A 21,702-nucleotide genomic window follows, 5' to 3' on the forward strand; every position below is an offset into this window, starting at 1 on the left:
ACGCGTCATCCAGCCGGCTTCGCGCCGGACGGACTAACAGCCACAGGGCTCGCAGGGCTGATTCCTGTGGCCACTGTGGCTTTTGTTTTTGTCATCCAATAATGGAAAAGAGGTTACCGTGAGCCGCCGTCGTGTTGTCGTTACAGGCCTGGGGCTGATTTCGCCTGTTGGCAATAGTGTTGCCGACGGCTGGGCCAATCTCGTCGCCGGCAAGTCCGGCATCGCCACCGTCACGAAGTTCGATTCGTCGAACCTCGCCGTCCATTTCGCGGGCGAAGTGAAGGGTTTCAACGCCGAGGAATACATCCCGGCGAAAGAAGCCCGGAGCATGGATACGTTCATCCATTACGGCATCGCCGCCGGCGTCCAGGCCATCAAGGACAGCGGGCTGGAAGTGACCGAAGCCAACGCGGAACGCATCGGCGTGATGGTCGGTTCCGGCATCGGCGGCCTGCCGATGATCGAAGATACGCACCAGACCTACGTCGATCGCGGCCCGCGCCGGATTTCGCCGTTCTTCGTGCCGGGTTCGATCATCAACATGATCTCGGGCCACCTGAGCATCATGTTCGGCCTGAAAGGCCCGAACCTCGCGGCCGTGACCGCCTGCACGACCGGCCTGCACAGCATCGGCCTCGCCGCGCGCCTGATCCAGGCCGGCGACGCCGACGTCATGGTCGCGGGCGGCGCCGAATCGACGGTGTCGCCGCTCGGTATCGGCGGTTTCGCGGCAGCGCGGGCGCTGTCGACCCGCAACGACGATCCGGCCGCGGCTTCCCGTCCGTGGGACAAGGATCGCGACGGCTTCGTGCTGGGCGAGGGCGCGGGCGTGATGGTGCTCGAAGAGTACGAGGCGGCGAAGGCACGTGGGGCCAAGATCTACGCGGAAGTCTCGGGCTTCGGCATGACGGGCGACGCGTACCACATGACCGCGCCGAACATGGACGGCCCGCGCCGCTGCATGGTCGCGGCACTGCGCGACGCCGGCGTGAATGCCGACGAGGTCCAGTACCTGAACGCGCATGGCACGTCGACGCCGCTGGGCGACAAGAACGAGTCCGACGCGGTGAAGGCAGCCTTCGGCGAGCATGCGTACAAGGTCGTCGTGAACTCGACGAAGTCGATGACGGGTCACCTGCTGGGTGGCGCGGGCGGCCTCGAATCGGTGTTCACGGTGCTGGCGCTGCACAACAACGTGTCGCCGCCGACCATCAACATCTTCAACCAGGACCCCGAGTGCGATCTCGATTACTGCGCGAACACCGCGCGTGACATGAAGATCGACGTCGCCGTGAAGAACAACTTCGGCTTCGGCGGTACCAACGGCACGCTGGTGTTCAAGCGCGTCTGACGCTGAATCGCTTGACGAGTCCATTCGATGCACCGGCCGGGCGTCCGCAGCGCTTTGCGTTGCGGGCCTCGGCCGTGTCGTATCTCGTGCTGGCCGCGTTCGTCGCGGCGGCTGCCGCGTCGGCATACCTGTTCTGGGCGCCGCGCGCGGGCGCTGCTGCCGGCGCAGGCGTGTCCGCCGCGACGGCCGCGCTGCTGGCCGTGTGTGCGGCGCGGGCCTGCGCCCGCCGGCTGCCGGCCGAGCTGCGGATCGATGCATTCGGGGAGATCGCGGCGTTTGGCCGCACCGGGCGGTTGCTGGCCCGCGGCCGCGTGACCGGCCATGCGCACTGGAGCAGCCTGCTGCTGGTGCTGTCGGTCGGGCAGGGCGCCCGGCGGGCCCGGCCGCTGCTGATTCCGGCCGATGCGCTCGACGCGGCGTCGTTCAGCGCGCTGTCCGTGCTGGCGAGAACCGCGGGCGCGGCGGGGCGGCCATGACGGCGGCACGGTTACCGACCGTAACCAGCGGTCGGCGCCGGAACGCTACAATGATGCTCCGCGTTGCATCCCTAGTTAACGGATTTGTCAGGTGAGTGAAAAAGAAATCGATCAGGCTCTGGTCGAACGCGTACAGAAGGGCGACAAGGCGGCGTTCGAACTCCTGGTCTCCAAATACCACCGCAAGATCATTCGGCTGATCTCGCGCCTCGTGCGGGATCCCGCCGAGGTCGAGGATGTGGCCCAGGACGCGTTCATCAAGGCGTATCGTGCGCTGCCGCAATTTCGCGGCGAATCGGCGTTCTATACGTGGTTGTACCGAATTGCCGTCAACACGGCGAAGAACTACCTTGCGACGCAAGGCCGCCGGGCGCCGACCTCGACCGAGGCCGATGCAGAGGAAGCGGAAACTTTCTCCGACGCAGACCAACTAAGGGATATCAACACGCCAGAGTCGATGTTGATGAGCAAGCAGATTGCCGAGACGGTCAACGCTGCGATGGCTCTGCTGCCCGAAGAATTGCGCCAGGCAATCACGCTGCGCGAGATCGAGGGCCTGAGCTACGAAGAGATCGCGGAAATGATGGGCTGTCCGATCGGGACGGTCCGGTCGCGGATCTTCCGCGCGCGCGAAGCAATCGCTGCCAAATTGCGTCCGCTGCTCGATACGCCCGAAGGCAAGCGCTGGTAAGCGCCTGGGGTGGAACGACGCGGGTCGGGGTCTAGTTACGGATAGAGTCGTGAAGTCACGACGGGGTGTGCAAGATGGGGAGCATCATGGGGTCGGTCAATACGCAATCGCAATCGCAGGCGGGCTCGCGCGGCGAGCGCCTTTCCGCGCTGGTTGACGGCGAAATGTTCGATGGCCCGGACCACGGGCAGTTTCTGGCTGAGCTCGATCGCGCGGACCGCGCTACATGGGCCCATTACCACCTGATCGGCGATGCGCTGCGCTCGGACGAGCTCGCGCTGTCGCCCGCGTTGAGCGTCGCGTTCACCGCGCGCATGTCGGCTGCGCTCGAAAGCGAGCCGCACCTGCTCGCGCCGGCGGCCGCGCCGGTCGCGCGCAAGCTGCTGTCGCTGCGCCGGCGCGTCGTGCCCGCGTTCGCGGTGGCGGCCGCGGCGGCCACGCTGACGTGGATCGTCGTCCCGCAGATGCAGACGGCCGGTGCCCCGGGCGCCGTCCAGGTCGCGTCGGCCGGTGCGCAGCAAGGCGGCAGCCTGCAGCGCGTGACGGTTGCGCAGGCATCGGCTCAGCCGGGCCTGCAGGACGTCAACATCATTCGCGATGCAAGCCTCGACCAATATCTTGAAGCGCACCAGCAATTCGCGCAGCAGCCCGTCGTCACGGGTTCGATGCCGCTGATCCGCGCAGCCGTGACCACCACGCCAGGCCAATAAACCCGATGCGGACATTGCAGTTGAATCACGCCATCTCCGGATGGAAGCGGCTGCCGGCCCTCCTGCTTTGCGCAGCCGCCCTGTTGTCCGTTCAATCCCTTCCCGCCAGCGCCCAGCAACCGGACGATCCCGTCGCGACCCGCAAGGGCGCCGCGGACTGGCTCGACCGCGTCCAGCAGGCGGCGCAGCAGCAGAGCTACGAAGGCACGTTCGTCTACCAGCGCGGCGGATATGTGCAGTCGTCGCGCATCGCGCACGTCGCGTCCCGCGACGGCGAATTCGAGCGGATCGAGACGCTCGACGGCAAGCCGCGCAAGCTGCTGCGGCATAACGACGAGCTGTACACGTTCGTGCCCGAGCGCAAGCTGTGCGTGGTCGAACGCCGTCAGACGCGCGACTCGTTCCCCGCGCTGCTCGGCGCGAGCGGCGAGCACGTGATGTCCGTCTACGACGCGAAGTCGCTCGGCAAGGACCGCGTGGCCGGGATCGACGCGCAGGTCGTCGAACTCGTGCCGAAGGATGCGTACCGCTTCACGTACAAGCTGTGGGCCGACGCGCGCACCGGGCTGCTGCTGCGTTCGCAGACGCTCGATGCGAACGATCACGTGCTCGAACAGATTGCGTTCTCCCAGTTGCAGGCGGGCGGCGCGAGCGGTGACAAGGCCGCGATCGCGGCCGGCATGCGCAACCTGAGCGGCTGGACGGTCGTGCGGCCGCCGGTCGCGGCGGTCGACATGGAAGCGCAGGGCTGGCAGCTCGCCCCGAGCGTCGCCGGTTTCCAGAAGATTCGTGAAGTGCGCCGGCCGATGGCTGCGCGCGATGCGGGCGATCCGCCGATCGCGGTCGATCAGGCCGTCTTCACCGACGGTCTCGCGACGATCTCGGTGTTCATCGAGCCGGCCGAGAAGAATACGCGCAAGGAAGGCGCGGGCAGCACCGGTGCGACGCACGTTCTCGTGAAGCGCCGCGGCGACTACTGGATCACCGTGCTCGGCGAAGTGCCGCCGGCTACGTTGCAGCAGTTCGCGTCTGCCATAGAATACAAGGCTTCCAAGTAACGCTACGGCTTCCGACATGATGAAACTCACGCTGCGCAAATGGTTCGCGGCGGCGGCGCTGTCTGCCTGCCTGCCGCTCGTGCCGCATACCGCGTTCGCCGTGACGGCTCCCGCTGCCAGCCTGCCCGACTTCGCCGATCTGGTCGAAAAGGTCGGGCCGGCGGTCGTGAACATCCGGACCACCGCCAACGTGCCGACGAGCAGCGGCCCGCGCGGGATGCTCCCGCCGGGCTTCGACAACGGCGACATGTCGGAATTCTTCCGGCGCTTCTTCGGCATTCCGCTGCCGCAGGCGCCCGGCAACGGCGGCGGCAACGGCAGCAACCCGAAGAACGCGCCGGCGCCGGACAATCCGCCCGATACCGAGCAGAACCGCGGCGTGGGCTCGGGCTTCATCGTGTCGGCCGACGGTTACGTGATGACCAATGCGCACGTCGTTGACGATGCGGACACCATCTACGTGACGCTGACCGACAAGCGCGAATTCAAGGCGAAGCTGATCGGTGTCGACGATCGCACGGACGTCGCGGTCGTCAAGATCCAGGCGTCGAACCTGCCGGTCGTTGCGATCGGCGATTCGAACAAGGTGCGCGTCGGCGAGTGGGTCGTTGCGATCGGTTCGCCGTTCGGCCTCGACAACACGGTGACGGCCGGTATCGTCAGCTCGAAGAGCCGCAACACGGGCGACTACCTGCCGTTCATCCAGACCGACGTCGCCGTGAACCCGGGCAACTCGGGTGGCCCGTTGATCAACATGCAGGGCGAGGTGATCGGCATCAACTCGCAGATCTACAGCCGCACTGGCGGCTTCATGGGCATCTCGTTCGCGATTCCGATCGACGAGGCGATGCGCGTGGCCGATCAGTTGAAGGCGACCGGCAAGGTCACGCGCGGCCGGATCGCGGTGGCGATCGGCGAGGTGACGAAGGACGTGGCCGATTCGATCGGGCTGCCGAAAGCCGAAGGCGCGCTGGTCAGCAGCGTCGAGCCGGGCGGCCCGGCCGACAAGGCGGGTATCCAGCCGGGCGACATTATCCTGAAGTTCAACGGCCGTTCGGTCGATACGGCGTCGGATCTGCCGCGCATGGTCGGCGACACGAAGCCCGGCGCGAAGGCGACGGTCAGCGTGTGGCGCAAGGGTCAGGCGCGCGATCTGCCGATCACGATCGCGGAGACGCCGGCCGAGTCGACGGCGAAGGCCGAGCAGCGCAAGAACGTGCCGCAGAAGCCGCGCCAGACCAATTCGCTCGGCCTGACGGTCAGCGACCTGACGGCCGATCAGATGAAGACGCTGAAGTTGAAGAACGGCGTGCAGATCGACGGTGTCGACGGTCCGGCCGCGCGTGCAGGCCTGCAGCGCGGCGACATCGTGCTGCGCGTCGGCGACACCGACATCACGAACGCGAAGCAGTTCGCCGACGTGACGGCGCAGCTCGATCCGCAGAAGGCGGTCGCGGTGCTCGTGCGGCGTGGCGACAACACGCAGTTCGTGCCCGTGCGGCCGCGCCAGAAGTAACGCGCCGATGTTCACGCTCTACGGCCGCGGCTGGTGCCACCTGTGCGACGACATGCGCGACGCACTGGCGCCGGTGGCGGCCGAATTCGGCGTCGTGGTCGAATACGTCGACATCGATGCGGATGCGGCGCTGGTTGCCCGTTATGACGAGGACGTGCCCGTGCTGTTGCTGGACGGGGCGGAAGTGTGCCGTCACCGGTTCGACGACATGCGGGTGCGCGACGCGCTGGCAGCCCGGCGCTGAGCCTGGCCAGCCGCCGGCCGGCGCCGCCTGGCACGGGGCTCGACCCGGGGGCGCCTCCGGCGGGCCGCTGCGCGGCCCGGCGTCCGAAATCCCGCCCGTCGTAAGCCTTTTCGGCTAAAATAGGCTGTTTTTTCACCGACTTACAAGGCGTGCTCCGCAGTCGTCGAGCGCGCCTTTTTCGCTTGATCGGCACTGAATGGATCATATTCGCAATTTCTCGATCATCGCGCACATCGACCATGGCAAGTCGACGCTCGCGGATCGCATCATCCAGGTATGCGGCGGTCTCGCCGACCGTGAAATGGAAGCGCAGGTGCTCGACTCGATGGATATCGAGCGCGAGCGCGGCATCACGATCAAGGCACAGACGGCGGCATTGTCCTATCGCGCGCGCGACGGCAAGGTTTACAACCTGAACCTGATCGATACGCCGGGGCACGTCGACTTCTCGTACGAGGTCAGCCGCTCGCTGTCCGCGTGCGAAGGCGCGCTGCTGGTCGTCGATGCCAGCCAGGGCGTCGAGGCGCAGACGGTCGCGAACTGCTACACGGCGATCGAGCTCGGTGTCGAAGTCGTGCCCGTGCTGAACAAGATCGACCTGCCGGCCGCGAACCCCGAGAACGCGATCGAGGAGATCGAGGACGTGATCGGCATCGACGCGACCGACGCGACGCGCTGCAGCGCGAAGACGGGGCTCGGCGTCGAAGACGTGCTCGAAGCGCTGATCGCGAAGGTGCCGCCGCCGAAGGGCGACCCCGACGCGCCGCTGCAGGCGCTCATCATCGATTCGTGGTTCGACAACTATGTCGGCGTCGTGATGCTGGTGCGCATCGTCAACGGCACGCTGCGTCCGAAGGACAAGATCAAGATGATGGCGACCGGCGCGCAGTATCCGGTCGAGCACGTCGGTGTGTTCACGCCGAAGTCGCGCAATCTCGATTCGCTGTCGGCGGGGCAGGTGGGCTTCATCATCGCCGGCATCAAGGAACTGACGGCCGCGAAGGTCGGCGATACCGTCACGCATGTGACCAAGGCCGCCGCCGAAGCGCTGCCGGGCTTCAAGGAAGTGAAGCCGCAGGTGTTCGCCGGACTCTACCCGGTGGAAGCGAACCAGTACGACGCGCTGCGCGAATCGCTCGAGAAGCTGAAGCTCAACGATGCGTCGCTGCAGTACGAACCGGAAGTGTCGCAGGCGCTCGGCTTCGGTTTCCGCTGCGGCTTCCTCGGGCTGCTGCACATGGAAATCGTGCAGGAGCGCCTCGAACGCGAATTCGACATGGACCTCATCACGACCGCACCGACGGTTGTCTACGAGGTCGTGATGAACGGTGGCTCGATCGTCAAGGTCGAGAATCCGGCGAAGATGCCGGAGCCGCCGAAGATCGAGGAGATCCGCGAACCGATCGTCACGGTGAACCTGTACATGCCGCAGGACTACGTCGGCTCGGTGATCACGTTGTGCGAGCAGAAGCGCGGCTCACAGATCAACATGCAGTATCACGGCCGCCAAGTGCAGCTGACCTACGAAATCCCGATGGCCGAGATCGTGCTCGATTTCTTCGATCGCCTGAAATCGGTGTCGCGCGGCTATGCGTCGATGGATTACGAGTTCAAGGAATACCGGTCGGCCGACGTTGTGAAGGTCGACATGCTGATCAACGGCGACAAGGTCGACGCGCTGTCGGTGATCGTCCACCGGTCGCAATCGCAGTATCGCGGCCGCGAAGTGGCGGCGAAGATGCGCGAGATCATTCCGCGCCAGATGTACGACGTGGCGATTCAGGCGACGATCGGTGCGCATATCATTGCACGCGAGAACATCAAGGCGCTGCGCAAGAACGTGCTGGCGAAGTGTTATGGCGGCGACATCACGCGTAAGAAGAAGCTGCTCGAAAAGCAGAAGGCCGGCAAGAAACGCATGAAGCAGGTGGGTTCGGTCGAGATCCCGCAGGAAGCGTTCCTTGCGATCTTGCGCGTCGAAGACAAATAACAGGACTGTTCCTTTTATGAATTTTGCGCTGATTCTTTTTGTGCTCGTCGTCGTGACGGGCGTAGCGTGGGTGCTGGACAAACTGGTGTTCCTGCCGCGGCGACGCAAGGCAGCCGACTCGGCGATCGAGGAGTTCGATCGCCAGCAGTCGCGCATCGACAAGCGTTTCGCGGATGAAAACGCGGTGCAGACGCGTTCGAAGCTGCGTGACGAGAAGCTGCGCCAGCCGTGGTGGCTCGAGTACACCGCGAGCTTCTTCCCGGTGATCCTGGCCGTGTTCGTCGTGCGTTCGTTCGTCGTCGAGCCGTTCAAGATTCCGTCGGGCTCGATGGTGCCGACGCTGCTCGTCGGCGATTTCATTCTCGTCAACAAGTTCGAATACGGGCTGCGCCTGCCCGTCACGAACACGAAGATCACGCAGGGCAGCCCGCTGTCGCGCGGCGACGTCGTCGTGTTCCGTTATCCGAAGGACGAGTCGGTCGACTACATCAAGCGCGTGATCGGCCTGCCGGGCGACACGGTCGCGTATCAGGACAAGCAGCTCACGATCAACGGCCAGCCGGTGCCTGAGACGCCGCTGCCGGATTTCTTCGACGACGAGCGCCAGAATTACGCGAAGCAGTTCGAAGAAACGATCGGCAACAAGAAGAACGCGATCCTCAACAACCCGGCCGTGCCGCCGTTCGTGATGGGCGCCTACGACTATCCGTATCGCGACAACTGCACGTACAACAGCCGCGGCGTGATCTGCAAGGTGCCGCCCGGTCACTACTTCATGATGGGCGACAACCGCGACAACAGTGCGGACAGCCGCTACTGGGGTTTCGTGCCGGACCAGAACATCGTCGGCCGCGCGTTCTTCATCTGGATGAACTTCAGCGACCTGAAGCGCATCGGTTCCTTCAACTGATCGCAGCCGACTCGCACGCAATACGCGACGCACGGGCCGTGTCGCGTATTGCCGAACTACTTTAAGAACTGGCGGTAACACCGCCTCGTCACGCCTTTTCGTGTCCGGCCGAGCCGTTTCGGCCCGACCGGCGCCCGCGTTATACTCCTGCACATGCCCCTATCCCAGTTGGAAAGCCGGCTGCGCTACGAATTTCGCAATGCGGAATTGTTGCGCCAGGCTTTGACCCATCGCAGTCACAGTGCCACGCACAACGAACGGCTCGAGTTTCTCGGCGACTCCGTTCTGAATTGCGCGGTGGCCGCCCTTTTGTTCCAGCGTTTCAGCAAGCTGGACGAAGGCGATCTGTCGCGCGTACGCGCCAATCTCGTCAAACAGCAGTCGTTGTACGAAATTGCTCAGGCCCTGAATATTTCGGACGGACTGCGGCTGGGCGAGGGCGAGCTGCGCAGCGGCGGGTTCCGGCGCCCGTCGATCCTCGCGGACGCGTTCGAAGCCATCATCGGGGCCGTGTTCCTCGATGGCGGCTTCGAAGCCGCCCAAGGGGTCATCAAGCGCCTCTACATCCCGATTCTCGACCACATCGATCCGCGCACGCTCGGCAAGGATGCGAAGACGCTTCTGCAGGAATACCTGCAGGGGCACAAGATCGCACTGCCGACCTACACGGTCGTCGCCACGCATGGTGCGGCGCACAATCAGCAGTTCGAGGTTGAATGCACGGTGCCGAAGCTGGACGTGAAGGTCTCGGGCTCCGGCGCGAGCCGGCGCGCGGCCGAGCAGGCCGCCGCGAAGAAGGCGCTCGACGAAGTGATGGCCGCCGCGCCGATGCTGGCCGCGAAGCCGAAGCGCTCGAAAAACGCGCGCGGATCGAAGCATGTCGAGCCTGAGATCGTGCCGGGCGTGAAGGGGGTGCAGGAAGCACTCGACTTGCGCTCGCCCGAGCGGAAGGAACGCGCGGCTGCACGCGAGGCCAGGGCGGCCGCCGGTGCGGCGCCCGCGGCAACGGCTGCGACCGGCGCCGAGCCGTCCGTCGCGCCGATGGCCGCGATTCGCGCGGCGCATGTCGAGCCGGCTGCCGACAAGGGCGAACGGGCGGCGAAGCCGGCGACCGACAAGCCGGCCGAGCGGCTCGACAAGGCCGTGGAAAAGCCCGTCGACGCCACGCCGCGTGCAGCCGACAAGCCGGCCGGCCAGGCGGCCGATCCGGCATCCTCGTCCGCCGACAAGTCTTCCGCCGGGTCCGACCCCGCTGCGCGCCCGACCGCACGTGTACGCGACGCCGCTGCACCGGACGCCGAGACGCCGCCGGGCGGTTCGAGCCTCGCCGCCGCGCAGGCGCGCGTGGCCGATGCCGACCACTGAATTGCCCAGCGATCGTGCCGCGCGCCGCGCGGCCGTTTCCGAACCTGTCTCCCAAACGATATGAACACTCCCGCTCCTACCGGCTTCCGTTGCGGCATGATCGCGATCGTGGGCCGCCCGAACGTCGGCAAGTCGACGTTGATGAACGCACTCGTCGGCCAGAAGATCAGCATCACGTCGCGCAAGGCGCAGACGACCCGCCACCGCATCACCGGCATCAACACGTTCGACGACGCGCAATTCGTGTTCGTCGACACGCCGGGCTTCCAGACCCGTCACAGCACCGCGCTGAACCGTTCGCTGAACCGTGCGGTCACGTCGACGCTGACGTCGGTCGACGTGATCCTGTTCGTGATCGAGGCCGGCCGCTTCGGGCCCGACGACCAGAAGGTGCTCGACCTGATCCCGCCCGGCATGCCGACGCTGCTGATCACGAACAAGATCGACCGGGTGGCCGACAAGGCCACGCTGTATCCGTTCATGCAGAAAATGAACACGCTGCGCGAATTCGCCGAGCTCGTGCCGCTGTCGGCGCAGCAGCCGGACGACATCAAGCGGCTGCTGGAGACGATCAAGCCGTACCTGCCGGAAGGCCAGCCGATCTACGGCGAGGACGAGCTGACCGACCGCAGTTCGCGTTTTCTCGCGGCTGAAATCCTGCGCGAGAAGGTGTTCCGCTGGACCGGCGACGAACTGCCGTACACGAGCACCGTCGTGATCGACAAGTTCGAGGAAGAAGGGCGGCTGAAGCGCATCTTCGCGACGATCCTCGTCGAACGCGATTCGCACAAGGCGATGGTGATCGGCAAGAAGGGCGAGAAGCTCAAGCAGATCAGCACCGAGGCGCGGATGGACATGGAAAAGCTGTTCGACGGCCCCGTGTATCTCGAGACCTTCGTGAAGGTGAGAAGCGGCTGGGCAGACAACGAGGCCGGACTGCGCGCCTATGGGTACGAATGACGCGCTGACGTCGACTGAAGACGCGGTGACGGCCGGCGCGAACGACGCGCCGCTGCCGGCTCCGCCCGAACCGCCGCGCAAGGCGCGGCGCGCGACGTCTCGCACGTCCGATTTCCGCGTCGCCGAGCAGCCGGCGTTCGTGCTGCACAGCTATCCGTATCGCGAAACGAGCCTGATCGTCGACGTGCTGACGCGCGATCACGGCCGGCTCGCGCTCGTCGCGAAGGGCGCGAAGCGCCCGCACTCCGCGCTGCGCGGCGTGCTGCAGACGTTCCAGCCGCTGCTGCTGTCCTGGTCCGGCAAATCCGAGGTGCGCACGCTGACGGGCGCCGAGTGGGTTGGCGGCATGCTGCCGCTCGGCGGCGACGGGCTGCTGTGCGGCTTCTACGCGAACGAGCTGCTCGTCAAATTCTGCGCGCGCGAGGATCCGCAGCCGCCGCTGTTCAATCACTACGTGCTGACGCTCACGCGCTTGGCGCACGGCGAACCCGCGGTGCAGGTGCTGCGCTCGTTCGAACGCGTGCTGCTGCGCGAGACCGGCTATGCGATGGCGCTGAACCGCACGGTCGCGCGCCGCGCGGTCGAACCGGATGGCCGTTACGTGTTCGATCCCGAGCGCGGCGTGCGCCATGCGGACGACGATGTGCCGTCGCACTGGCCGGTCATCACCGGACAGACGTTGCTCGACATGGAGCAGGACGATTACCATCGAGCCCAGACGGTTGCGCAAAGCAAGACGCTAATGCGCTTCCTGCTGAACACCTATCTTGGCGGTACGCCGCTCGCCACGCGTCAGATCCTGATCGACCTGCAAAACCTATGAGCTTCTTCCTGACAACGCCCACCGCCATCGACCTCGGCGTGAACATCGACCACGTCGCGACGCTGCGCAATGCGCGCGGCACGACTTATCCGGATCCGATCCGCGCGGCGCTCGCCGCCGAAGAGGCCGGTGCGGACGCGATCACGCTGCATCTGCGCGAGGATCGCCGTCACATCGTCGACGCCGACGTGCGCAAGCTGCGCCCGCTGCTGAAGACGCGCATGAATCTCGAGTGCGCGGTGACGGCCGAGATGCTGGACATCGCATGCGAAGTGCGCCCGCACGATGCGTGTCTCGTGCCCGAGAAGCGCGAGGAGCTGACGACCGAAGGCGGCCTCGATGTCGCCGGGCACTTCGAGGCCGTGCGTGCGGCGTGCAAGCAGCTGGCCGACGTGGGCGTGCGCGTGTCGCTGTTCATCGATCCGGACGAAACGCAGATCCGCGCCGCGCACGAAGCGGGCGCACCGGTGATCGAACTGCATACGGGCCGCTACGCGGAAGCGCACGACGAAGCCGAACAGCAGCGCGAGTACGAGCGCATCGTCGCAGGCGTGCAGGCCGGCGCGCAGCTTGGCCTGAAGGTCAATGCGGGGCACGGGCTGCATTACACGAACGTGCAGCAGATCGCCGCGATCGACGGCATCGTCGAGCTGAACATCGGTCACGCGATCGTCGCGCACGCGATCTTCGCGGGCTGGGACAACGCGGTGCGCGAGATGAAGGCGATCATGGTCGCCGCCCGCGTCGCCGCGCTGCACGGCGGCGCGCGCTGAAGATGACATACGGCCGCGTCCGCGCGTACTGACATGGCGATCTACGGCATCGGTACCGACATCGCCCAGGTGAGCCGCGTCGCGGCCGTGCTCGAACGCACGGGCGGCCGGTTTGCAGAGAAGGTGCTGGGCCCCGACGAGTTGCGCGTGTTTCATGCGCGCCGCGCCCGCTCCGAGGCGCGCGGCATCGCATTTCTCGCGACGCGTTTCTCCGCGAAAGAAGCGTTCTCGAAGGCGATCGGGCTCGGCATGCACTGGCCGATGACGTGGCGTGCGCTGCAGACGCTCAACCACCCGAGCGGCGAGCCGTACGTGGTCGCGTCGGGCGAGCTGGCCGACTGGCTTGCCGCGCGCGGCATCACCGCGCGCGTGACGGTCAGCGACGAACGTGACTACGCGGTGTCGTTCGTGATCGCCGAAACGGACGCCGCGCCTGCCCCCGTACCTGTTTCCCGAACCTCCTCCTGACGGAATTCCCGATTCGATGAAAACGACTCCCGGCCCGGTCATGCTCGACGTCGTCGGCACGGCCCTGTCGCGCGACGATGCGCGGCGCCTCGCGCATCCGAATACCGGCGGCGTGATCCTGTTCGCGCGGCACTTCCAGAATCGTGCGCAGCTGACCGCGTTGACCGACTCGATCCGCGCGGTGCGCGAAGACATCCTGATCGCCGTCGATCACGAAGGCGGGCGCGTGCAGCGGTTCCGCACCGATGGCTTCACGGTGCTGCCCGCGATGCGCCGCCTCGGCGAGCTGTGGGATCGCGACGTGCTGCTCGCGACGAAGGTCGCGACCGCCGTCGGCTATATCCTGGCCGCCGAACTGCGCGCGTGCGGGATCGACATGAGTTTCACACCCGTGCTCGACCTCGACTACGGGCACTCGAAGGTGATCGGCGATCGTGCGTTCCATCGTGACGCGCGCGTCGTTACGCTGCTCGCGAAGAGCCTGAACCACGGACTGTCGCTCGCCGGCATGGCGAACTGCGGCAAGCATTTCCCCGGGCACGGCTTCGCGGAAGCCGATTCGCATGTCGCGCTGCCGACCGACGACCGCACGCTCGATGCGATCCTGAAGCAGGACGTCGCGCCGTACGACTGGCTCGGCCTGTCGCTGTCCGCGGTGATTCCCGCGCACGTGATCTACACGCAGGTCGACAAGCGGCCGGCCGGTTTCTCGCGCGTGTGGCTGCAGGACATCCTGCGCGGAAAGCTCGGTTTCACGGGCGCGATCTTCAGCGACGATCTGTCGATGGAAGCCGCCCGCGAAGGCGGCACGCTCACGCAGGCGGCCGACGCCGCGCTCGCCGCCGGTTGCGACATGGTGCTCGTCTGCAACCAGCCGGAGGCGGCCGAGGTCGTGCTGAACGGGTTGAAGGCGCGGGCATCGGCCGAGTCGGTGCGGCGCATCAAGCGGATGCGCGCGCGCGGCAAAGCGCTCAAGTGGGACAAGCTGATCGCGCAGCCGGAGTATCTGCAGGCGCAGGCGTTGTTGAAAAGCGCACTGGCGTAAGCGGAGAAGGAGGGCGCGCGGTGCGCGTCACCCGGGCACCGGAACAAAAAAGCCGCGCAATTGCGCGGCTTTTTTCATGGATTGCAGCAGGCTGAATCAGGCGATCGCCGGAGTGGATTGACCGCAACTAACGGTCAGATCTGACCAGCGCCTCCGGTCATCGCGGCCCGCTCAATTCACCTTCATCCGCTGCAGCTTGTTGTACAGCGTCTTCGGGCTGATGCCGAGCAGCGTGGCCGCACGATGGCGCGTGCCGCCGACCGCGTCGAGGGTCGCGCGGATCAGCAGATCCTCGACGTCGGACAACGGCGTGCCGACCTTGATCTGCACGCTGCTGCCGTTCAGCGCGGCGCCGGAGGAGAAGCTCGGCTCGCCTGCGCGCAGCGTCTCGATGAAATCGCCCGATGCGTCGTATGCGAAGCGCACGCGCTCCTGCAACTCGCGCACGTTGCCGGGCCACTCGTAGGACACGCATTCGCGCACGAAACCCGGGGCCGCGCGCTTGTCGGTGGTGCTGCGGCCGGTTGCGCGCGCTTCGCGGTTCAGTTCGTCGATCAGCGCGTCCGCAATCGCGAGCGCATCGCCGTCGCGCTCGCGCAGCGGCGGCATCGTGATCGACGCTGCATCGAGGCGCAGCCACAGATCCTCGCGCAGCGTGCCGTTCGCAACGGCTTCGCGCGCCGGGCGGCGCGTGGTCGCGATCAGCCGGAAGTCGCTCGTGATCGAGCTCGTGCCGCCGATCCGCATGAAGTTCTGCGAGTCGAGCGCATGCAGCAGCGCTTCCTGCAGCACGAGCGGTAGCGCGGTGATCTCGTCGAGGAACAGCGTGCCGCCGCCGGCCTGTTCGAACAGGCCCGATTCGCGGCGCTCGGCGCCGTCGAACGCGCCGCGTTCATGGCCGAACAGCACGCTGTCGAGCGATGCGCCGTGCCGGCCCGCCTGCGCGATCATCCGGCAGTCGAACGATACGAACGGCCCTTTGCGGCGCCGGCTCAGCTCGTGCAGCGTACGCGCGGCCAGCTTCTTGCCGGTACCGGCTTCGCCCGAGAACAGCACGGCCGTTTCAGTGCCGGCGTTGTGCTCGATCATGTCGTACACGTGCTGCATCGCGTCGCTGCGGCCGACGAGCGAGCCGAAGCGGCCGAGATGGCGCAGCGACGCGCGCAGCGACTGCACTTCGTCGATCAGTTCGTACGGGCGGGGGATTCGCGCGAGCAGGCTGCGCAGGCGCGGAATGTTGATCGGCTTCAGCAGGTAGTCCCAGATGCCGTGGCGCAGGCCCTCGATGGCGCTCTCGACCGTCGCATTGCCCGTCAGCACGATGACGGGCAGCGAGCCGTTCGGCTGTTGCTGCGGCAGGTGCTGGAGCAGGTCGAACCCGCTGCCGTCCGGCAGGTTCAGGTCGACCAGGACGACATCGGGAATCGAGCGGCCGAGCGCCGTGCGCGCTTCCGCGAGCGAAGTGGCCGTGTCGACCGAGAAGCCGTCTGCGGCGAGCAGCGCGGTGAGGCCGGAGAGACTGTTGGGATCGTCTTCGACAATCAGGGCGTGTGGCATGGTGGACGCGAGTCGAGTCAAGAGAGGCGGGCTGTCGGCCATCGGGGCCGCAGCCGCATGTCAGATTAAAAACTGATTTTATGCCCCACCGAACGCGTAACGAGCATTATTTCTCCCGCGCTATAAAACAGTTACCGATGATACAAATTGAATATCTTTACCGGTGGATTTTGTGCTTCTTCTAGCGCTGGCTGACTGCCGCTGTTGGCGCCAGACAAACAAAAAGCGCCCCGAAGGGCGCTTTGTTCGATGCGGGAATCGCTGACGATTACGCGCGGCTGCGGTATTCGTTCGTGCGCGTATCGATTTCGATCTTGTCGCCGGTGTTGCAGAACAGCGGAACTTGCAGTTCGAAGCCCGTTGCGAGCTTGGCGTTCTTCAGCACCTTGCCCGACGACGTGTCGCCCTTGACGGCCGGTTCCGTGTAGGTGATCTCGCGAACGAGGACCGTCGGCAGGTCGACCGAGATCGCCTTCTCGTTGTAGAACACGACTTCGCACGCCATGCCGTCTTCGAGGTAGTTCAGCGCTTCGCCCATCATTTCGGCTTCGACTTCGTACTGGTTGTAGTCGGCGTCCATGAACACGTACATCGGATCGGCGAAGTACGAATACGTCACTTCCTTGCGGTCGAGCACGACGACGTCGAACTTGTCGTCTGCCTTGTAGACCGATTCCTGGCCTGCGTTCGTCAGCAGGTTCTTCATCTTCATCTTGACGACGGCGGAATTGCGGCCCGACTTGTTGTATTCCGCCTTGGCGATGACCCAAGCATCGCTGCCGATCTGCACGACGTTGCCTACGCGGAGTTCCTGTGCGGTCTTCATAAAAACTGTCCTGATCAAATCAAATAAATAGGTGCCTGAGCGTTGCGCAACGGCTGACGGCGCAAGCGGCGCGTTCCGGTGGACGCCAAAAGCGAGCGCTTGCCTGGTCAGCCGTCGGATAACCGCTTATTTTAACTGAGATTTTGCGTATTCCGCCAGCTTTCCGGCGAGATCGCCGACGGCCGCGAGCGCGTCGGCCCAGCGGGCAGCGTTGGCGTCGAGCGCTGCGCGGTGTTGCCAGAAATCGGCCCAGTCGGGCGTGCCGACGCCGTTCCATGCGTGCCAGAACCGCTCGAGCGCCGCGCGCGGCGCGTCGGCGAGGCCGGCCGACAGGTGTGCGAGCGCGGCATCGAGCTTCGGCAGGTGCACGTCGTCGGCCTGCGGGTAGATGTGCCACACGAAGGGCTTGCACGCCCACTGCGCACGGACGAACGAATCCTCGCCGCGCACGAAATTGACGTCGGCAGCCCACAGCAGTGGATCGTAGTCGGCTTGCGGGACGAATGCGAGCCCGTGGGCGACCAGGTTGCCGGCGCTTGCGCGGGCGCCCGCCGCGAACGACTCGACCCCGAAAAAGCGTGCGACGGCCGGCGACAGGCGGCCGGCCGGCACGAGCGCGACGACGGGAGACGGGCCGTCGCGCCACTGCGCGAGCAGCGCGTCGACGGCCGGATTCTCGTACGCGAACAGGCTGACGACCGTCGTGCCGGGCGCCGGCGGCGCGCCGCCGGTCGCGCGCTGCCACCAGGCGGCGCGGGCTGCCGGGTCGGTTTCGAAAGCCGTGCGGCGCGCGTCGAGGTCGCGTTCCTTCGGCACGCCGCCCGTGCCGGCCGACAGGCCCGGGAAGAAGAAGGTTTTCAGCAGCGGGTAGCGCGGATGCGGCGACGGCCGCAGATGGAAATCGGCGACCCAGTCCTCGGCGCTCAGGTATTCGAGGTTGATCCACACGGGGCGACGCTCGCGGCGCGCCATCGCCGCGAGATACGCGCCGGGCAGCTCGCACGCGAATGCCTCGATCACGACATCGGCGATCTCCAGCGCGTCGCCGACTTCCGCATGCCAGTGCTCGATCGCGATCGAATCGACCGTCTGCCGCCCCGCGTCGGGGTCGACCCCCGGCAGCAGGCGCGCGAACGTGTGCAGGTCGTCGACGAACAGGCGAACCTGCCAGCCGTGCTCGTGCGCGAGCTGGCGCACGACGCGCCAGCACACGCCGATGTCGCCGAAATTGTCGATCACCGTGCAGAAGAGGTCGCAGGCGATCGGTTCGCCCGGCGCGAGCGGCACGGTGGAGAGTGGGGCAGCGGTGGTGCGTGGCATCGAAGCGGGACGGTGAATGCTCTAAACTGGCGATTCTAATAGACCCGTTCCGCGTTACAAGGCGCCCGGATCACGCATGACATCCCCAGAAGCCTCCGATACTCCGTTCGAACCGAAGAAGATCCTTGCGCAGTTGCCGCACATGCCGGGCGTCTATCGTTATTACGACACGGCGGGCGCCGTGCTCTACGTCGGCAAGGCGCGCGACCTGAAGAAGCGCGTATCGAGCTATTTCACGAAGACGCAGCTGTCGCCGCGCATCGCGATGATGGTCACGCGCATCGCGCGCATCGAAACGACCGTCACGCGCTCGGAAGCCGAAGCGCTGCTGCTCGAGAACAACCTGATCAAGGCGCTCGCGCCGCGTTACAACATCCTGTTTCGCGACGACAAGTCTTATCCGTACCTGAAGCTCACCGCGCACCGCTTTCCGCGGATGGCCTACTACCGCGGGTCGGTCGACAAGCAAAACCAGTATTTCGGGCCGTTTCCGAGCGCGTGGGCCGTGCGCGAGAGCATCCAGATTCTGCAGCGCGTGTTCCAGTTGCGGACCTGTGAGGATTCGGTGTTCAGCAACCGCACGCGGCCGTGCCTGCTGCATCAGATCGGGCGCTGCACGGCGCCGTGCGTCGGCGCGATCTCCGGTGAGGATTACGCGGTCGACGTGTCGAACGCCGCGCGGTTCCTGCTCGGCCGGCAGTCCGAAGTGATGAAGGAGCTCGAGCAGAAGATGCATGCGTTCGCGGCCGAGCTGAAATTCGAGCAGGCGGCGGCCGTGCGCAACCAGATGAGCTCGCTCGCGACCGTGCTGCACCAGCAGGCGATCGAGGTCGGCAGCGACAGCGACGTCGACATCCTGGCCGTCGTCGCGCAGGGCGGGCGCGTGTGCGTGAACTTGGCGATGGTGCGCGGCGGACGGCATCTCGGCGACAAGGCGTATTTCCCGACGCACGTCGAAAGTGCGCTGACGCTCGCCGAAGGCGGTCTCGGCGACGAGTCCGAACTGGCGGAGGCAGCCGATGCGGCCGTCGCAACGGGCGCGGCCGCCGACGCGGCGCCGGACCAGCCGGCGGAAGAAACCGGCCGCGCGCGCGGTGGCGCGGCGGCGTCAGCGTCGGTCGAGGCCGAGGTGCTCGACGCATTCATCGCGCAGCATTATCTCGGCAACCGCGTGCCGCCCGTGCTCGTCGTCAGCCATGCGCCCGCGAGCCGCGACCTGCTCGAGCTGCTGTCGGAGCAGGCCGGCCACAAGGTATCGCTGGTGCGGCAGCCGCAGGGGCAGCGGCGCGCGTGGCTGTCGATGGCCGAACAGAATGCACAGATCGCGCTCATGCGGCTGCTGTCCGAGCAGGGCTCGCAGCAGGCGCGCACGCGTGCGCTCGCTGACACGCTCAGTTACGACAGCGACGATCTCGCGACGCTGCGGATCGAATGTTTCGACATCAGCCATACGATGGGCGAGGCGACGCAGGCGTCGTGCGTCGTCTATCACCATCACAAGATGCAGTCGGGCGAATACCGCCGCTACAACATCACGGGCATCACGCCGGGTGACGATTACGCGGCGATGAGGCAGGTGCTCACGCGCCGCTACGAGAAGATGGTCGAGCAGGCTGCGCAGGCGGCCGCGGTGGACGAAGCGGCCGGCATCGACGGCGAGTCGACGCGCCAGGCCGAGGCGTCGAGCCTGCTGCCGAACATCGTGCTGATCGACGGCGGCAAGGGGCAGGTCGAAATCGCGCGCCAGGTGTTCACCGAGCTGGGGCTCGACACGTCGATGCTGGTCGGCGTCGCGAAAGGCGAGGGGCGCAAGGTCGGCCTCGAGACGCTCGTGTTCGCGGACGGCCGCACGCCGCTCGAACTCGGCAAGGAAAGCGCCGCGCTGATGCTGGTCGCGCAGATCCGCGACGAGGCACACCGCTTCGCGATCACCGGCATGCGGGCAAAGCGGGCGAAGGCGCGCCAGACCTCGCGGCTCGAGGAGCTCGAAGGTGTCGGCGCGAAGCGCCGGCAGCGGCTGCTCGCGCGGTTCGGCGGATTGCGCGGCGTGGTGGCCGCGAGCGTCGAGGAACTCGCGAGCGTCGAGGGCATCTCGCACGCGCTCGCCGAACAGATCTACAAGCAGCTTCACTGACACGGCCGTGCGGCCGGCTGCCTCGCGCGCTTTTTCGCGTTCTTGTGGCAGGCCGGTCGACACGGCACAATTGCGAATCCTTTACTGTCCCGCATGCCATGCCGTTCAATTTCCCGATTTTCCTGACGTGGGTACGGATCGTGCTGATTCCGCTCGTCGTCGGCGTGTTCTATCTGCCGGACACGGTGATGGGCGGCGCGCACCGCAATCTCGCGGCGGCGGCGATCTTCATCCTCGCGGCGCTGACCGACTGGTTCGACGGCTTCCTGGCACGCAAGTGGAACCAGACATCGTCGTTCGGCGCCTTTCTCGATCCGGTGGCGGACAAGCTGATGGTGACGGCCGCGCTGCTGATCCTCGTGCAGATTTCGCGGGTCGACGCGGCGATCGCGCTCGTGATCGTCGGCCGCGAGATCGCGATTTCGGCGCTGCGCGAATGGATGGCGCAGATCGGCGCGTCGAAGAGCGTCGCGGTGAACCAGCTCGGCAAGTTCAAGACTGCGTGCCAGATGGTCGCGATCCCGATGCTGCTGTTCTACGGGCCGCTGCCGCTCGGCGTCGTGACGATCGACACGCGTGTGTGGGGCGAGTGGCTGATGTATCTCGCGGCGGTGCTGACGATCTGGTCGATGCTGTACTACATGAAGCTCGCGTGGCCGCAGATTCGCGAGCGCGGCGGCGCGTGAGCAGTACGTCTCGCGTGCCGGCGAGCACGTTTTTGGAAAAAGGGCTGGAAAAGCCCTTGACACACGAATGTGCCTTCGACATAATCTCGCTTCTCCGCTGCACGACGAAGTAAGTGTGTGACGGGGAAGCAGTAGTGCAGCAATACGCGGGAGTAGCTCAGTTGGTAGAGCGCAACCTTGCCAAGGTTGAGGTCGCGAGTTCGAGACTCGTCTCCCGCTCCAGATTTTTTCTGGCAGCGCGTGGTACGGCGAAGCGCTGCAGATGCAGGACACATGCGGGAGTAGCTCAGTTGGTAGAGCGCAACCTTGCCAAGGTTGAGGTCGCGAGTTCGAGACTCGTCTCCCGCTCCAGATTTTTCTGGCAGCGTGTGGTACGGCAAAGCGCTGCAGGTGCAGGACAATGCGGGAGTAGCTCAGTTGGTAGAGCGCAACCTTGCCAAGGTTGAGGTCGCGAGTTCGAGACTCGTCTCCCGCTCCAAGTCATGGGGAAGCCAAGCTTCCCTTTTTATTTGATGGACTTCCGGTCCTCGAATAAAAATCTGTCGCTTGCCTCACGGCATCCGGACAGTCCGCTTTTGGCGCGATAGCAAAGCGGTTATGCAGCGGCCTGCAAAGCCGTTTAGGCCGGTTCGACTCCGGCTCGCGCCTCCAGCAAGAAAAGAAAAGCCCCGCTTCGGCGGGGCTTTTCTTTTTTCTGCGTCCGTTGCGGAGAGGGGCCGGCGGGCACATGCGGTAGCCTGGCACGATGCCCGGGCTTTCGAAGCCTGCCCGAGACGTCGAGGTGATCGATGACGTACCA

20 protein-coding genes and 4 tRNA genes are annotated in these 21,702 nt (G+C 65.8%); 21 read left to right on the top strand and 3 right to left on the bottom strand.

Annotation, left to right across the window (positions count from 1 at the left end; all coding sequences use genetic code 11):
- The first annotated feature begins 118 nt into the window (after positions 1-118).
- The 15 genes from fabF (at position 119) to nagZ (ending at position 14,380) form a co-directional block, all read left to right on the top strand.
- A complete protein-coding gene (gene fabF, locus ACWMMN_RS05665) occupies positions 119-1,351 on the top strand; it encodes a beta-ketoacyl-ACP synthase II (protein ID WP_059235373.1) in 1,233 nt (410 codons plus the stop codon).
- Between the two features lie 11 nt (positions 1,352-1,362).
- A complete protein-coding gene (locus ACWMMN_RS05670; protein WP_059235371.1) occupies positions 1,363-1,827 on the top strand; it encodes a hypothetical protein in 465 nt (154 codons plus the stop codon).
- 91 nt (positions 1,828-1,918) lie between these two features.
- The gene (gene rpoE, locus ACWMMN_RS05675) at positions 1,919-2,518 is read left to right on the top strand and encodes an RNA polymerase sigma factor RpoE (protein ID WP_006490873.1); all 600 of its coding nucleotides are present in this window, start codon (positions 1,919-1,921) and stop codon (positions 2,516-2,518) included.
- A gap of 86 nt (positions 2,519-2,604) precedes the next feature.
- On the top strand, positions 2,605-3,228 hold the full coding sequence (locus ACWMMN_RS05680; RefSeq protein WP_174993494.1) for a sigma-E factor negative regulatory protein: 624 nt from the start codon (positions 2,605-2,607) through the stop codon (positions 3,226-3,228).
- Between the two features lie 5 nt (positions 3,229-3,233).
- On the top strand, positions 3,234-4,286 hold the full coding sequence (locus ACWMMN_RS05685) for a MucB/RseB C-terminal domain-containing protein (protein ID WP_059235366.1): 1,053 nt from the start codon (positions 3,234-3,236) through the stop codon (positions 4,284-4,286).
- 16 nt (positions 4,287-4,302) lie between these two features.
- Positions 4,303-5,802, top strand: a complete 1,500-nt coding sequence (locus ACWMMN_RS05690) for a DegQ family serine endoprotease (RefSeq protein ID WP_059235364.1) — start codon at positions 4,303-4,305, stop codon at positions 5,800-5,802.
- A gap of 7 nt (positions 5,803-5,809) precedes the next feature.
- Positions 5,810-6,046, top strand: a complete 237-nt coding sequence (locus ACWMMN_RS05695) for a glutaredoxin family protein (protein ID WP_059235362.1) — start codon at positions 5,810-5,812, stop codon at positions 6,044-6,046.
- Between the two features lie 196 nt (positions 6,047-6,242).
- Entirely contained in the window at positions 6,243-8,036 is a 1,794-nt protein-coding gene (gene lepA / locus ACWMMN_RS05700) for a translation elongation factor 4 (RefSeq protein ID WP_059235360.1), read from the top strand.
- 16 nt (positions 8,037-8,052) lie between these two features.
- Complete coding sequence (lepB, locus tag ACWMMN_RS05705; RefSeq protein WP_011544943.1) at positions 8,053-8,946, top strand: signal peptidase I; 894 nt, start codon at positions 8,053-8,055, stop codon at positions 8,944-8,946.
- A gap of 153 nt (positions 8,947-9,099) precedes the next feature.
- The gene (rnc, locus tag ACWMMN_RS05710; RefSeq protein WP_486423078.1) at positions 9,100-10,311 is read left to right on the top strand and encodes a ribonuclease III; all 1,212 of its coding nucleotides are present in this window, start codon (positions 9,100-9,102) and stop codon (positions 10,309-10,311) included.
- A gap of 60 nt (positions 10,312-10,371) precedes the next feature.
- Positions 10,372-11,271 carry a GTPase Era gene (gene era, locus ACWMMN_RS05715; protein WP_059235356.1) on the top strand — a complete coding sequence of 300 codons (900 nt, stop codon included), beginning with the start codon at positions 10,372-10,374 and terminating at the stop codon, positions 11,269-11,271.
- The gene (gene recO / locus ACWMMN_RS05720) at positions 11,258-12,094 is read left to right on the top strand and encodes a DNA repair protein RecO (RefSeq protein WP_059235354.1); all 837 of its coding nucleotides are present in this window, start codon (positions 11,258-11,260) and stop codon (positions 12,092-12,094) included. The genes era and recO overlap by 14 nt, the downstream gene beginning before the upstream one ends.
- Positions 12,091-12,867, top strand: coding sequence for a pyridoxine 5'-phosphate synthase (gene pdxJ, locus ACWMMN_RS05725; protein ID WP_031400031.1), 777 nt, complete (start codon positions 12,091-12,093; stop codon positions 12,865-12,867). Before recO ends, pdxJ begins: the two co-directional genes overlap by 4 nt.
- A 33-nt stretch (positions 12,868-12,900) precedes the next feature.
- Positions 12,901-13,335, top strand: a complete 435-nt coding sequence (acpS, locus tag ACWMMN_RS05730) for a holo-ACP synthase (protein WP_059235352.1) — start codon at positions 12,901-12,903, stop codon at positions 13,333-13,335.
- 16 nt (positions 13,336-13,351) lie between these two features.
- Complete coding sequence (gene nagZ / locus ACWMMN_RS05735; protein WP_059235350.1) at positions 13,352-14,380, top strand: beta-N-acetylhexosaminidase; 1,029 nt, start codon at positions 13,352-13,354, stop codon at positions 14,378-14,380.
- A gap of 171 nt (positions 14,381-14,551) precedes the next feature.
- Here nagZ and ACWMMN_RS05740 read toward each other — a convergent pair whose 3' ends face one another.
- From ACWMMN_RS05740 to earP, 3 genes are all read right to left on the bottom strand, one after another.
- Positions 14,552-15,937, bottom strand: a complete 1,386-nt coding sequence (locus ACWMMN_RS05740) for a sigma-54-dependent transcriptional regulator (RefSeq protein WP_059235348.1) — start codon at positions 15,935-15,937, stop codon at positions 14,552-14,554.
- A 268-nt stretch (positions 15,938-16,205) separates the two neighbouring features.
- A complete protein-coding gene (efp, locus tag ACWMMN_RS05745; protein ID WP_047900193.1) occupies positions 16,206-16,763 on the bottom strand; it encodes an elongation factor P in 558 nt (185 codons plus the stop codon).
- A gap of 126 nt (positions 16,764-16,889) precedes the next feature.
- Positions 16,890-18,083: an elongation factor P maturation arginine rhamnosyltransferase EarP gene (gene earP / locus ACWMMN_RS05750; RefSeq protein ID WP_486423079.1), complete on the bottom strand. Its 1,194-nt coding sequence runs from the start codon at positions 18,081-18,083 to the stop codon at positions 16,890-16,892.
- Positions 18,084-18,159: 76 nt separating this feature from the next.
- Here earP and uvrC point away from each other — a divergent pair, with 76 nt between their 5' ends.
- From uvrC to ACWMMN_RS05780, 6 genes are all read left to right on the top strand, one after another.
- Positions 18,160-20,217, top strand: coding sequence for an excinuclease ABC subunit UvrC (uvrC, locus tag ACWMMN_RS05755; protein ID WP_059235344.1), 2,058 nt, complete (start codon positions 18,160-18,162; stop codon positions 20,215-20,217).
- A 98-nt stretch (positions 20,218-20,315) separates the two neighbouring features.
- Complete coding sequence (pgsA, locus tag ACWMMN_RS05760; RefSeq protein ID WP_011544951.1) at positions 20,316-20,903, top strand: CDP-diacylglycerol--glycerol-3-phosphate 3-phosphatidyltransferase; 588 nt, start codon at positions 20,316-20,318, stop codon at positions 20,901-20,903.
- Positions 20,904-21,049: 146 nt separating this feature from the next.
- Positions 21,050-21,125, top strand: a tRNA-Gly gene (locus tag ACWMMN_RS05765).
- 53 nt (positions 21,126-21,178) lie between these two features.
- A tRNA-Gly gene (locus ACWMMN_RS05770) sits at positions 21,179-21,254 on the top strand.
- A gap of 51 nt (positions 21,255-21,305) precedes the next feature.
- Positions 21,306-21,381 (top strand) — tRNA-Gly (locus ACWMMN_RS05775).
- A 99-nt stretch (positions 21,382-21,480) separates the two neighbouring features.
- Positions 21,481-21,554: transfer RNA gene (locus ACWMMN_RS05780), tRNA-Cys, on the top strand.
- Positions 21,555-21,702 lie beyond the last annotated feature (148 nt).

The organism is Burkholderia cepacia complex sp. TUM26381 (assembly GCF_057439935.1).